General features: G+C 53.4%; 11 protein-coding genes. 8 read left to right on the top strand and 3 right to left on the bottom strand.

The features are described from left to right. Window positions 1-52: 52 nt before the first annotated feature. The 3 genes from RHH27_RS06540 (at window position 53) to RHH27_RS06530 (ending at window position 2,659) form a co-directional block, all read left to right on the top strand. Complete coding sequence (locus tag RHH27_RS06540) at window positions 53-622, top strand: hypothetical protein (protein WP_206199467.1); 570 nt, start codon at window positions 53-55, stop codon at window positions 620-622. Window positions 623-764: 142 nt separating this feature from the next. After that, entirely contained in the window at window positions 765-1,688 is a 924-nt protein-coding gene (locus RHH27_RS06535; RefSeq protein WP_302677840.1) for a heme A synthase, read from the top strand. Between the two features lie 17 nt (window positions 1,689-1,705). Then, window positions 1,706-2,659: a heme o synthase gene (locus tag RHH27_RS06530; RefSeq protein ID WP_302677839.1), complete on the top strand. Its 954-nt coding sequence runs from the start codon at window positions 1,706-1,708 to the stop codon at window positions 2,657-2,659. On the opposite strand, the gene RHH27_RS06525 is transcribed toward RHH27_RS06530, so the two are convergent. After that, window positions 2,656-3,546 (bottom strand): alpha/beta fold hydrolase, encoded by an 891-nt coding sequence (locus RHH27_RS06525; RefSeq protein WP_206199465.1) that lies wholly within the window; start codon window positions 3,544-3,546, stop codon window positions 2,656-2,658. The two genes, RHH27_RS06530 and RHH27_RS06525, sit on opposite strands and share 4 nt — an antisense overlap. A gap of 67 nt (window positions 3,547-3,613) precedes the next feature. Here RHH27_RS06525 and RHH27_RS06520 point away from each other — a divergent pair, with 67 nt between their 5' ends. Continuing rightward, window positions 3,614-4,390, top strand: a complete 777-nt coding sequence (locus tag RHH27_RS06520) for an SDR family oxidoreductase (RefSeq protein ID WP_302676432.1) — start codon at window positions 3,614-3,616, stop codon at window positions 4,388-4,390. Here the strand turns inward: RHH27_RS06520 and RHH27_RS06515 are convergent. Continuing rightward, the gene (locus tag RHH27_RS06515; protein ID WP_302679138.1) at window positions 4,358-5,764 is read right to left on the bottom strand and encodes a type II CAAX prenyl endopeptidase Rce1 family protein; all 1,407 of its coding nucleotides are present in this window, start codon (window positions 5,762-5,764) and stop codon (window positions 4,358-4,360) included. The genes RHH27_RS06520 and RHH27_RS06515 overlap by 33 nt on opposite strands. A gap of 241 nt (window positions 5,765-6,005) precedes the next feature. Here RHH27_RS06515 and RHH27_RS06510 point away from each other — a divergent pair, with 241 nt between their 5' ends. From RHH27_RS06510 to RHH27_RS06495, 4 genes are all read left to right on the top strand, one after another. After that, window positions 6,006-7,178 (top strand): hypothetical protein, encoded by a 1,173-nt coding sequence (locus RHH27_RS06510; RefSeq protein WP_302679137.1) that lies wholly within the window; start codon window positions 6,006-6,008, stop codon window positions 7,176-7,178. A gap of 220 nt (window positions 7,179-7,398) precedes the next feature. Further along, complete coding sequence (locus RHH27_RS06505; RefSeq protein WP_149821614.1) at window positions 7,399-7,911, top strand: inorganic diphosphatase; 513 nt, start codon at window positions 7,399-7,401, stop codon at window positions 7,909-7,911. A gap of 307 nt (window positions 7,912-8,218) precedes the next feature. Next, window positions 8,219-10,882, top strand: a complete 2,664-nt coding sequence (gene topA / locus RHH27_RS06500; RefSeq protein WP_206199462.1) for a type I DNA topoisomerase — start codon at window positions 8,219-8,221, stop codon at window positions 10,880-10,882. Continuing rightward, a complete protein-coding gene (locus RHH27_RS06495) occupies window positions 10,883-12,481 on the top strand; it encodes a radical SAM protein (RefSeq protein WP_302679135.1) in 1,599 nt (532 codons plus the stop codon). It begins immediately after the preceding gene. A 126-nt stretch (window positions 12,482-12,607) separates the two neighbouring features. On the opposite strand, the gene RHH27_RS06490 is transcribed toward RHH27_RS06495, so the two are convergent. After that, on the bottom strand, window positions 12,608-12,883 hold the full coding sequence (locus tag RHH27_RS06490; protein ID WP_302679134.1) for a transposase: 276 nt from the start codon (window positions 12,881-12,883) through the stop codon (window positions 12,608-12,610). Window positions 12,884-13,013: the final 130 nt, after the last annotated feature.

Below are 13,013 nucleotides of genomic sequence, written 5' to 3'. Positions count from 1 at the left end.
AGCAAGGATAGGATAAGATCAACTCGATGCGTCGTTTTATTGCGGCAACCCCATGAGCGAATTCCACCGCCGCTATCCCACCGGCAGCATTGTCAGTGATTTATTGCAAATCCATGACGGCCTCTTTATTGTCAAAACCACCCTCCTTGTGGGCGACACGATTCTAGCCACGGGGATGGCTGCTGCCCCCACCCTAGAACAGGCGGAAGATAGTGCTCGCCAGCGTGCCCTGCAACTTCTCGGTATTCACCTCCCTGTGCAAACGGAGGCGGAACTGATTCCCCGCACCCCCGCAGTCCTCGAGGCAGCTCCTTGGTCAGAGGCCAGCAATACTGATCTGCTCTTGGAACCCACCACTCCTGCCAATTCCCGCCGCAGTAAGCCAGCGGTCAAACCGGCTAGCGAGAAGCCCCCCCCTAAGCGCGAACCCGTGGATTTAGCGGATGAAATTGCCCAAACTACCGTGGAAATGAAACGCTTGGGATGGACAGAAGCCCAAGGGCGGGCTTGTTTGCTGCAACGCTATGGCAAGCGATCGCGCCAGCAACTGAGCGATGAAGAACTCTTGGATTTTCTCCACTTTTTGCAGCGTCAACCCAGTGCCGGAGAGCCATCGTTTTAGACCTTCAAACTCGGCAATCAAATGCAAGAAAAATTTATACTCTAGCGAAAACTTAAAGAAAAGCTATAGATTTTCACGCTAGCCCTGATCCCCCCCTTAGCTTCTTTACCATGAAGAAGTTGTTGCTGTCGAGGAAAAATCCGTGCTGGGGCCTTTTCATGTCTCACCCTTGACCCTAGGCAGTGATCCCAGTGCCCGTCGCCAGTGGATTTTTCGCCTCGTGCTGCTGATGACGGTCTTTACCCTCTTTTTGATGGCGGTGGGCAGTGCCACACGGGTGATGGATGCCGGTTTAGCCTGTCCCGATTGGCCGTTGTGCTTTGGCACGCTGGTACCGCAAATGGATTTGCAAATCTTCCTAGAGTGGTTTCACCGCCTGCTGGCCACCAGTTTAGGGCTGATGGCGATCGCCTTTGTAGGATTGAGTGTGGCTTGGCGGCAAGCTCTGCCCCCTTGGGTGCCCTCTGCTGCTGCGGCGGCATTGTGCCTTGTGATTGTGCAGGGGATTCTCGGTGGCCTGACGGTGACTGAGTTGCTGCGCTTTGAAATTGTTACCGCTCACTTGGGCACAGGACTGCTCTTCTTTTGCCTTTTGGCAGCCATCACCGTTGGTTTAGCTCCCTTTCGGGGTACGGGGAGCGCCCGTTGGTTGCGGATTGCCGCAGTGATTGCCGCGCTATGTGTCTATGGCCAAAGTTTGTTAGGGGGCTTGGTGTCTTCGCAGTGGGCAGTGCAGCAGTGCCTCTATGGCGATCGCCTGTGTGTAGTCCTCAATAGCCATCTGATCGGTGTTGTCCCAGCCACCCTGAGCGTTTTAGGGGTGGTGATTGTTGCTTGGCGTAGCCCAGCCTCGGCTCCCCTCTTGCGGCAACTGAGTTTCTCGCTTCTGCCGGTGGTGGTTCTGCAAGTGGCCTTGGGCTGGAGCACCCTACAACTAAAGCTACAGGTGCCGGCACTCACCGTTGCCCATCAAATGATTGGCGCCACCCTCTTGGGGGTGTTGGTTGCCATTTCCACATTGGCATGGCGCGATCGCCAAGCTGGTTCCCTGAAGCATGAATTTTGAACGATCTTGAGGCTCGCATGACATTCCTAGCCAGACTTTCCTCCTCAACGGGGGATCTCTCGACAAAATTAGTGGACTATGTCCAACTCACCAAACCGCGCTTAATTCTGCTCTTTTTGATTACAACTGCGGCAGCAATGGAAGTAGCAAGCCAAGGTCGGGTGGCTCCCCAATTGCTCCTAATAACCCTTGTCAGTGGTGCCTGTGCAGCGGCGGCAGCGAATACGATCAACTGTCTCTATGACCGCGATATTGATGCCATTATGGAGCGGACGCGCCATCGCCCTTTGCCAGCGGGTCGGGTGGCTCCTTGGGAAGCGGTGTTTCTAGCAGTGCTCTTGGCAACAACGGCCTTTAGCCTCTTGGCGGTCTTTGCCAATCTCCTGAGTGCCTGCCTTGCTATGGCCGGAATTGCGGTGTATGTGGGAGTCTATACCCACTGGCTGAAGCGGTCTTCGCCGCAAAATATCGTGATTGGCGGTGCGGCTGGGGCGATTCCCCCCTTGGTGGGTTGGGCAGCGGTGACGGGAGAACTGAGTTGGGCGGCTTGGGTGCTGTTTGCCATTATCTTTATCTGGACGCCGCCCCATTTTTGGCCGTTGGCGATGCTGATTCAAGAGGACTATGCCCGTGTGCGGGTGCCGATGCTGCCGGTGGTTAACGGCGATCGCGTCACGGCACGGCAGATTTTTCTCTACACCTTGGCACTGGTGCCCACCAGTCTGCTGTTAATCTACCCCTGTGGTGTCGTGGGCTGGGGCTATGGTGTGGTGGCGATCGCCCTTGGTAGTTGGTTTATTTACCGCGCGTGGCAGTTGACCCAAGCCCCAGAGGACAAAGAACAGGCACGCAGCCTCTTTAAGTTCTCGATTCTCTATATGATGCTGCTGTGTGCTGCCATGGTCGGCGATCGCATTCTCTTGCCCCAGTTGCCAGAAAGCCTCGATGCCCTTGCTTGCCTCTTGAGTTAGGCGTGTCCCAACTGTTGCAACCACTCAATGAGGATCGGGTTCACCAGCTCCGGGCGATCGTCATGGGGGCAGTGGCCAGTATTGGGCAGTCGCTCAATGCGAATCGGCAAGCGATCTTGATGGGCTGCAAAGTGCTGAGTCCCCGACACCGGCGTCCAAGGATCCACCTCACCCCAGAGCACCAGAATCGGCACTTGAATTTCTGGCAGCAAATCCACAATTTTCGGTCCCGGCGGTGCTGAAATCACACGGGCAAACACTTCCTTGGCGCCGGCATCCATGGCGGGTCGATGCAGTAGTTCCACCAATTCATCGGTAATGGCGTCGGGATTGGCATAGACTTGGGTCAGGGTTTTGCGGATGCGCTCCGGCTGCCGAATCTGGTTAAAGATCAAATGACCAATGCCGGGAGAGGCAACCAAGGTGCGAAAGATGGCCGTAAAGAGGCTTTGCATCCAATTCAGTTCATTGGGACGGTGGTTGAGTCCCCCGGCACAGTTGAGAACACTCACCGCACGGCAGGTGTGGCCATAGCGAGCCGCCATCATCAGACACAGCAGACCACCAATGGAATTCCCTACCCAAACCACGGGTTCCCCAATGTGGGCTTGCCAAAAGTCCGCCAGTAGCTCGGTCCACAGATCCAAACTGTAGGTTAAATCCGGCTTTGCCGAAGCACCAAAACCCAGTAAATCAAGGGCATAAACACGGTAACCTGCGGCGGTGAGGGCAGGGATATTTTTGCGCCAGTGACCAATAGAGGCACCAAAACCATGAACCAACACCACTGGGGCACCACTGCCATTGACGCTGTAGCGAATGTGATGGCCACGCCAAGTCCAATCTGCGGTGGGAAAAGCTGCGGTGGCTGAAAGCGTAGAGGTCATTCTGCCCATTCCCGAAATGTATTACTTTTAGAATAGCGATCTTTAAGTTTCGTAACAATTTTATTTTATGGCAACCGCACTGATTACGGGGGCAACGGGGGGATTAGGGCAGGCCTTTGCCCAAGCCTTGGCCGATCGCCAGCACGCTTTGATTCTCACTGGTCGCCACCTCGACACCCTAGAAAAGCTAAAGACGCAGCTCAGCACCCAAGTACCGGTTGTAGGTATTCCCCAAGACCTTAGCGAACCCAATGCGGCGCTCCGCCTCTATGAACAGATTCAATCCCTAGGACTAACGGTGGATGTATTAGTCAATAATGCTGGTTTTGGCGATTATGGGGCCTTTGACGAGCGCGATCGCCAGCAATTGACAGCCATGCTCCAAGTGAACATCACAGCGCTAGTAGAACTCACCCATCTCGTGCTCCAAGAAATGCGCCCCCGTCGTCAAGGCACGATTATCAACGTTAGCTCCATTGCTGCCTTTCAGCCCCTGCCCTATCTCGCCGTCTATGCCGCCAGCAAAGCCTTTGTTCGCCACTTCAGCGAAGCCCTGTGGGCAGAAGTTAAACCCTTGGGTATTCGGGTACTTGCCGTCTGTCCCGGACCCACTGCCACCAACTTCTTTGAGCGTGCCGATATGACCCGCAACTCGGCTCTCATTGCCCGGCAGGACACTCCCGAACAGGTGGTTGCCGAAACCCTTGCGGCGTTGCAAACCGATGTGGCCACGGTCATTCCCGGTCAGCCCGCCAATCGCTTCCTTGCCCTTGCTGGTCGGTTGGTGCCCCGCCAGTGGTTGGTGCAGCAGTTAGAACCCCGCTTCCGTCCCGCCGCTCAATAGAAGCAAGCCCAAAAAGGAGCCACTGTTCCAGATGCTGTGGAGAATCATGGCTGCACCGATATTTTGCGATCGCCAGTAGATGTAGCTGAGCACGGTTCCCAAAACTGTCAAGGGCAATAGATCGGCTAAATTCAGGTGGGCAATGGCAAAGAGGAGTCCCGTCACCCCCATGGCAGTGCCGAGGGGCAAATAGGATTGCACCGAACGAAAGAAGAATCCCCGAAAGAGAATCTCCTCAAAGAAGGGCGCCATCACTGCCACCATGACATAGAGTAGGGCAAAGGTGGTGTAATCGCGGCTTTGTAAAATAATTTCCAGTAAAGGATTGCCGCCCCCTTGATTTTTCAGCAGGGCTTGACTAATCAGCGAACTGACCACGACTAAGGGCAGTGCCGCCAAATAACCGCCGACCCCCCAACGCAAGGCACCCCCTAACCCCCCTTGCCAACATAACCAATCCGCAGGGCGCTTACCAAAGGGACGCAGAAAGTACCACAGCCAGCCCAAGCCAGCAACCATCATCATCCCGTAGCTCACTAAGGCATACAGCGTTTGAGCCATCGCAGAGCGCAGCGGCAGTCCCATGCCAATCAGGGAGCGCACCAAGGGCATGAGCACCAAGCTAATGGCAAAAAAGAGAGTAAACCAGATTACCATGCCTTCCCAGAGGGTTTCCCAGCCCCATGTCACGGGGGTCAGGGGTGGCAGAGTGTTCCCGTGCTGGCGGCGGCGCAGGTGTTGATAGATCCAGACCATCCAAAGAACAATCCCAATCAAACTTCCTAGCAGAGGAGTTGTGCCAATCAGGGCAAGGCGATAGAAGGCTGCTTGGGCGCGCTGCTGTTCTGCACGGGTCAAGGTCATCAGGGCGTCGGATCGCTGTTGCAGTTCATAGAGGCGTTCGAGGGCGCGATCGCGAAACCAGCCTTGAAGGGTGTTTTTAATCAACGTTTCCCCATCGGGAAGCAGTTGGGGGGAATCAGCCCACAAAGCCATCAGCACTTCTGCGGTACTGCGGGTTGTCCCTTGAGCCTCATTAATGAGGAGTTGCCATGTGTTGAGGGCGCGATCGCGCTGCCCTGCTTCAGCATAGAGCAGTCCCAACTGCAGACGCAGAGGCTGATTTTGCGGTGTGGGGGTTGCCAGCACCGCTTCGTAGGCTTGGATGGCAGCTTCTAAATTGCCCACTAGGCGATCGCGGGTTGTGGCATCTCCCAGACCCTGCCATTCTCGGGCTTGTAGTGACAAATTGGTCTGAAATAGGTTAATTTGCCCTTGGGTTTGGGGTTCTAAATAACTGCCCAGCAACGACACCGTCATGAGGGCAGCGACCACGACACTGAGGGCTGCAAGCACCAACTGCTTTAGAGACATAGGGCAAAGCTGACAAGGGACTCCCCAAAACCTTAGCGGAAAGCGACCCAAGGGATCAATCTAGTCCTTTTGCTAGGAGCTATTGCATGGCTAGTGATTGACAGGTCTTTAGCTCAAATGCTCGGTATTGCTAACTCCACCCTATGATTGTAAAAAGAGATGGCTCTCGCCATTAACTGGCTAGCCGTAGTGCAAATGCGGTTTTAATATTCCTGTAAAAATACTTAGGTTTAATCTCAATATGGTGAAAGGTAATTGCTATAAGGTTTATTTGTTAGTTGCTTTTTTGTTGCTTTTTTCATTGCCATCAACGGCACTGATTCAAAAATATTTCGGTTTAATCGGCGTTTCTAGCTATATTTTAATTGTTACACTGGTATTCTTATTTCTGCTAAAATTTAAGACTAAGATTTTCGCTTTTGTTTCCAGATTTTATTTTGGTGTCCTTGCGATCACTATTGTTTTTGGTATCACCTCTTTTTGGATTCTGTATCCACTAGAAACAGCAGGTCTTCTAGGACGTGGGAGCGATCGCGACGAAGCATTGAATATTGCTTTTTGGGAACTTATACAGGGACGATACCCCTATTTTGCAACCACTCATCTCGGTGGACAGATCACGCCGCTACCCGGTGCTATACTCATTGCTGCACCATTTATCCTAATGGGCAACAGCGCCTATCAAAATCTATTTTGGATAGCAGTATTTCTTTGTTTAACAACAATATATCTAGAAAGTCATGTTTCAGCCATTGTAATGTTTATATTTCTAGCAGTTTTATCACCTGCATTTCAGCATGAATATATTTCGGGTGGTGATTTGATTGCTAATAGTATTTATATTTTAACAGCAATCTTTCTGCAAATAAAAGCTTTGTCATCTAATTCAGTCATCGCAAAGGTTAGTACGAGTATTTTTACAGGCATTGCCTTGGCTTCAAGAAGCAATTTTCTAACACTACTGCCCCCATTACTGGTTCTTTTTTGGCGGATTGCTGCTAGGCGAGTAGCGTTGACTTACTTATCTCTCTCTATACTAACGCTCATCTTTATAGTGATGCCATTTTACCTTATTCTACCTGATTCATTTCCACCGTTTTTTGCTGGGAACAAGTTAAATGAACTGAATGTTTCCATGCCATTTGCCAGCACTGGAGTTATTGCTCTGACATTATTGATCGCTGTTTTACTCTCACTGCAGTTGATCAAGGTTCCCAGAACAAATTTACTCCGTTCCTTCATGATCTACGCTGCAGTGATCCAAGCCCTTCCTATGGGGTGTGGCGTTTTTCTGATCAGTATACTGAATCAGCATCTAGACTTCAGTTTCCTATCTCATCGTTATGGCCTCATGTTCCTTTTCTTTGCCCTTTGGGGACTATGGCCACTGCTAACCGAAGAACATCATATCTAGTCCAACACTCTGACCAAACAAAGGCTATCGTCGGGATGGGGCATCGGGACATGGAGGAGCGATCGCGCCGTTGAAGTGTCAAGAATCTCTCGATTTTAGGCGGGGGAGTATGTCAATCTATAGCTACAAGCGCTTTAGGGCTGTTCTTGATTGGGTGCTTGCTTCAATGTCCCGATCTCGATTAAATGGAGACTTGTTGCGTGGACATGATTCTATGGGTATTGATCTGAGCCGTATTCCTGCCCAACCCAAGCCGGGTGTTGTCAATGTGCTGGTGGAAATTGCGGGGGGCAGTCGGAATAAATATGAGTTTGACAAGGAAATGAACGTCTTTGCCCTCGATCGCGTGCTCTATTCGGCGGTGACCTATCCCTATGATTATGGGTTCATTCCCAATACACTGGCGGATGATGGCGATCCCCTCGATGGTCTAGTGATCATGGATGAGCCGACGTTTCCGGGATGTGTGATTCCTGCCCGTCCCATTGGCATGCTGGAGATGATTGACAGTGGCGATCGCGACGAGAAAATTCTCTGTGTGCCTGTTGATGATCCTCGCTATGCTGAGGTGACGTCCCTCAAGGACATTGCGCCCCACCGCCTCGAAGAAATCGCTGAGTTCTTCCGTACCTACAAGAATCTGCAAAAGAAAGTGACTGAAATTCTTGGCTGGCAGGATGTGGATGCGGTGCAGCCCCTTGTTGAAAAATGCATCAAGGCCTACAAGGGCTAGTATCTTACCAGCACAGGCTCTAAAAAGAGGCGGGTTCGCTCCTGTTGCGGACGACGAAACAGTTCTTGGGGCGATCCTTCCTCAATAATTTGGCCATCGGCAAGAAAGACGACGCGGCAAGAGACTTCACGGGCAAAAAAACCGTTATGCTGACTAAACAGATTCTCCGCATCGCCTATTGGTTAGGCTAGGGTTATCAATATAAGAAGTGCTTCTCCTTGCTCCCCATGATACGGTGGGAGAACACAATTCTATGATCGATCGCTAAACTTGAGAGTGCCGAAAAACCCATCCCGCAGCATCTGCTATGTCCACCCTTGTTATCGTTGAATCCCCGACAAAAGCCCGTACCATTCGCAAATTTCTGCCCCCGGACTATCGCGTTGAAGCCTCGATGGGTCATGTTCGTGATCTGCCCCGCAGCGCTGCTGATGTGCCCCCTGAACTCAAGGGGGAGGAGTGGGCAACCCTAGGGGTGAATGTCGCTGCTGGCTTTGAACCCCTCTACATTGTCCCCAAAGACAAGCAAAAAGTTGTCAAAGACCTGAAAACCGCACTGAAAACTGCTGACGAACTCCTGCTTGCGACCGATGAAGACCGCGAAGGGGAAAGTATTAGTTGGCACTTGCTGCAACTGTTGGAGCCAAAGGTGCCCGTGCGGCGCATGGTCTTCCATGAAATTACGGAAGAGGCCATCCAAGAAGCCCTGCGCAATTGCCGCGATGTCAATCAACAACTGGTGCGTGCCCAAGAAACGCGGCGTATCCTCGATCGCCTGGTGGGCTATACCCTGTCGCCCCTGCTGTGGCGGAAAATTGCTCCCCATCTGTCGGCGGGGCGGGTGCAGTCGGTGGCAGTGCGTCTATTGGTGCAACGGGAGCGGGAACGGCTGGCCTTCCGCAAGGGGCAATTTTGGGATCTCAAGGCCACGCTGGATCAACGGGGAACCCTCTTTCCAGCCCGTTTGGTGAGTGTCGGCGGTCAACGCTTGGCCACGGGCAATGATTTTGATCCTGCTACAGGACAGGTGCGCAACCCTGAGGCGGTCTTGCTTTTGGATGAGGCGGCGGCCAATGCCCTGCGCGATCGCCTGCTGACGGAAACATGGACGGTCACTGAACAGGAGGAGCGCCAACAAACCCGCAAACCGGCTCCCCCCTTTACCACCTCGACGCTGCAACAGGAAGCCAACCGCAAACTGCACCTCTCCGCCCAGGAGACGATGCGCATTGCCCAAAAGCTCTATGAAGAGGGCTATATCACCTATATGCGCACGGACTCGGTGCATCTGTCGGAACAGGCGATCGCTGCTGCCCGCAATTGTGTGGAAGCCATGTATGGCAAAGCCTTTTTGTCGCCCCAGCCGCGCCAATACACCACCAAAACCAAGGGCGCCCAAGAAGCCCACGAAGCGATTCGCCCTGCGGGTAGTCAGTTTCGCACCCCCCAAGAAACTGGCCTTAAGGATCGGGAACTGGAACTCTACGACCTGATCTGGAAGCGCACAGTGGCCTCACAAATGGCCGATGCCCGCGTCACCCTGCTAACGGTCTCGATTACGGCAGGGGATGCCCTCTTCCGTGCCCACGGTAAACGCATTGATTTTCCCGGCTTTTTCCGTGCCTATGTGGAAGGGTCGGATGATCCCGATGCCGCCCTTGAAAGCCAAGAGGTGATGCTGCCCCTGATGCAGGTGGGGGATATTCTCCGCTGCCAAGCCCTTGAAAGTGTCGGTCACGAAACCCAGCCGCCGCCACGCTACACCGAAGCCAGCCTGGTTAAAGCCCTCGAGCAAGCCGGCATTGGGCGTCCCAGCACCTACGCCACGATCATCAGCACGATCCAAGACCGCGAGTATGCCATTCGGCGGGGCAATGCCCTTGAACCCACCTTTACTGCTTTTGCGGTTACGGCACTGCTGGAGAAATACTTCCCCGACTTAGTGGACATTAACTTCACGGCGCGGATGGAGCAAACCCTTGATGATATTTCCACGGGGGAGGTGCAGTGGCAGCCCTACCTTGAATCCTTCTACTTGGGTGAAAATGGCCTTGAGCAGCAGGTCAAAGAGCGGGAGCGCACAATTGAGTCCACAGAAGCCCGGGCGATCGCCCTGCCAGAACTGAATGCCGAAGTGGTGGTGGGTCGCTTTGGTCCTTTTGTCGTCTATCAAAATGGCAATGGCAGCGAACCCATTAAAGCCTCCTTGCCCCAAGATGCCACTCCCGGTAGCCTCACCCGCGAACAAGTGGAGCAATTAATTCGCCAAAAACTAGAGGGTCCCGACAAGCTGGGCGTGCATCCTGAAACCGGGGAACCGATCTTCTTACTCACGGGACGCTTTGGCCCCTATGTACAGTTGGGGGAAGCCACAGCGGCCAATCCAAAACCCAAACGAGCTTCTCTACCCAAGGGGGTCAGTCCCGACGAAGTTACCCTAGACTTGGCGATTACGCTGTTGTCGCTGCCCCGCACATTGGGAGTTCATCCCGAAACGGGCAAGCTGATTCAGGCCAATCAAGGTCGCTTTGGCCCCTACATTGTCCATGACCCCGACGGTGAGAAGGACTATCGTTCCCTCAAGGGGGAGGATGATGTCTATACGATTACCCTAGAGCGTGCCCTAGAGCTACTGGCAACCCCAAAATCCAGTCGTGGCCGTGCCAAGAAGCAGGTGCTCGCGGTGTTGGGGACTCACCCAGAGGATGGCGAGCCAGTGCAAGTTTTTGATGGTCCCTATGGTCTTTATGTCAACCACGGTAAGGTGAATGCCTCACTACCGGAGGGGGTGAGTCCAGAGACCATGACCCTTGAGCAAGCCCTGCCCCTCTTGGCGGAGAAAGCACCGAAGAAAACCCGCCGCAGCGCAACAGCCACTGCCCCGAAACCAAAATCAACCACCAAAAAGACCAGTACAAAGACGGCCACCAAGACCGCAAAAACCAGCCGCCGCAAGTCAACGGAAACCTAGGTGAATTCCCCCTTTACTGCTGAAACCCTCCTTTTTGAGCGATCCCGCCCGCGGCCAGAGGCACTGCGGGTCATCTACGGCTTTCCCAATACCTACAGCGTTGGGATCACCAGCTTAGGGTATCAACTAGTGTGGGCACAACTGGCCAGCCGTCCTGATGTGGCCGTGAGTCGCCTCTTTACCGATGTGCAGGAGCCACTGCCTCGGGATCCGCAGTTGGTGGGCTTTTCCTTCTCGTGGGAGTTGGACTACGGCAATCTACTGGCGCTGTTGGAGCAGTTGGGCATTCCCATTTGGCAGCGCGATCGCCACGATCGCCATCCTTTGGTCTTTGGCGGTGGTCCAGTGCTGACGGCCAATCCCGAACCCTTTGCCGACTTTTTCGATGTGATTTTACTGGGGGATGCCGAACCCCTCCTTGAGCCGTTTTTGACGACCATGGCACAGGTGCGCGCTGCCCCGCGATCGCAACAGTTGGAAGCCCTTGCCCAAGTGTCCGGCCTCTATGTCCCCAGTCTTTATGCCGTCAGTTATGCCAGTGCCACAGGCCCGATTCAAGGAATTGAACCCCGAAAGCCCACGGTACCCGCCACAGTGACCAAACAAGTCCATCGCGGCAATACCCTTGCTGCCTCAACGGTGGTCACCCCCCTCGCCGCTTGGGAAAAGATTTACATGGTGGAGGTGGTGCGCAGTTGTCCAGAGCTATGTCGCTTTTGTTTGGCCAGTTATTTGACCTTGCCCTTTCGCACGCCCAGTCTCGAAACACTGATTCCTGCCATTGAGCGGGGGCTAGCGGTCACCGATCGCCTAGGGCTTTTGGGTGCCTCGATTACCCAGCATCCCGAATTTCCCGCCTTGATTGAGCATCTAGGCCAACCACAATTTGACCATGTGCGGGTGAGTTTAGCGTCTGTGCGCACAAATACGGTCACTGCATCCCTTGCCCAACTCTTGAGTCAACGGGGCAGTCAATCCCTGACGATCGCCATCGAAACGGGGTCTGAGCGGCTGCGCCAAGTGATCAACAAAAAGCTTGAGACTGAGGAGATTCTTGCTGCTGCCAGCCATGCCCAAGCCGGTGGCCTCAAGGGGCTAAAGTTTTATGGCATGGTGGGACTGCCCACAGAAACCGATGCCGATGTCGAAGCCACGGTAGAGCTTTTTCGTCAATTGAAAAAAACAGCGCCGCGCCTGCGACTCACCCTTGGCTGTAGTACCTTTGTGCCCAAGGCCCATACTCCTTTTCAGTGGTGGGGCGTGCAACCCGTGGCCGAAAAACGTCTTAAGTTCCTGAAAAAAGAATTGGCCAAATTGGGGATTGAGTTTCGTCCTGAATCCTATAATGACTCGCTGATTCAAGCTTTAATTTCGCGGGGCGATCGCCGGCTTGCTCCCCTGCTTGAGCAGGTACGCCACTACGGCACTTCCTTGGGCAGTTATCGGCGGGCATTTAAGGAACTGCAAGGCCAGTTGCCCGACTTTGAAGCCTACGTCACTGCCCATTGGCCAGAGGAGACGATCTTACCGTGGCAGCATCTCCAGAGTGGCCTGCCCACTCAAACCTTGCAAAATCATCTGCAGCGCGCGATCGCCTAGGCCGGTCTGCGCTGATACCCCTCTTTAGTGACTTTAGGCGGATGAAAAGACACGTTGTTGGTTCCACTGATGCACAAGTGGGCAAATATAGCTATTCCAATAAAGAATAAGACAAAGAATAAGACATTATCCAGCACAACAATTGCGAATCACCTCATCAATCGAACTGTTTGACCCTGCATACCTCCGCGATCGCTTCAACGCACTGAAGTCGTGCTTAATCACATTCAAATCAGGAGAGTATTTCGGTAAAAATAACACCTCGTGACCCGCCGCTTTCACCACTGCCTGAATCGCCCCTTTTGGATGAATTGGTGCATTATCCATCATCAACAACGAAGGTCTCTTTAATGCCGGCAAACAGTACTGACTCAGCCAGCTCACAAACCCTACCGCATTCAAATATCCTGAAAACAGGATTGGGGCGATGAAGTCTTTCTGGTGTCTATACCGTCCTGCGACTCAACTCTCTCTTTTCTGACGCTTCCCCGCTCGCTCTCCATCAATTCGTTGGCCTTGCGCTGACCACCCA

The organism is Thermosynechococcus sp. PP555, from assembly GCF_031583225.1.
Classification (GTDB): domain Bacteria; phylum Cyanobacteriota; class Cyanobacteriia; order Thermosynechococcales; family Thermosynechococcaceae; genus Thermosynechococcus.
The sequence above is the reverse complement of the archived record's forward strand: the minus strand, read 5'-3'. Positions and strand labels throughout refer to the sequence as shown.

Bases quoted from the DNA above. Each gene is read 5' to 3' on its own strand.
- RHH27_RS06515 (WP_302679138.1), bottom strand. From the start codon at position 5,764: ATGTCTCTAAAGCAGTTGGTGCTTGCAGCCCTCAGTGTCGTGGTCGCT.
- RHH27_RS06530 (WP_302677839.1), top strand. From the start codon at position 1,706: ATGACATTCCTAGCCAGACTTTCCTCCTCAACGGGGGATCTCTCGACA.
- RHH27_RS06520 (WP_302676432.1), top strand. From the start codon at position 3,614: ATGGCAACCGCACTGATTACGGGGGCAACGGGGGGATTAGGGCAGGCC.
- RHH27_RS06510 (WP_302679137.1), top strand. From the start codon at position 6,006: ATGGTGAAAGGTAATTGCTATAAGGTTTATTTGTTAGTTGCTTTTTTG.
- topA (WP_206199462.1), top strand. From the start codon at position 8,219: ATGTCCACCCTTGTTATCGTTGAATCCCCGACAAAAGCCCGTACCATT.
- RHH27_RS06525 (WP_206199465.1), bottom strand. From the start codon at position 3,546: ATGACCTCTACGCTTTCAGCCACCGCAGCTTTTCCCACCGCAGATTGG.
- RHH27_RS06540 (WP_206199467.1), top strand. From the start codon at position 53: ATGAGCGAATTCCACCGCCGCTATCCCACCGGCAGCATTGTCAGTGAT.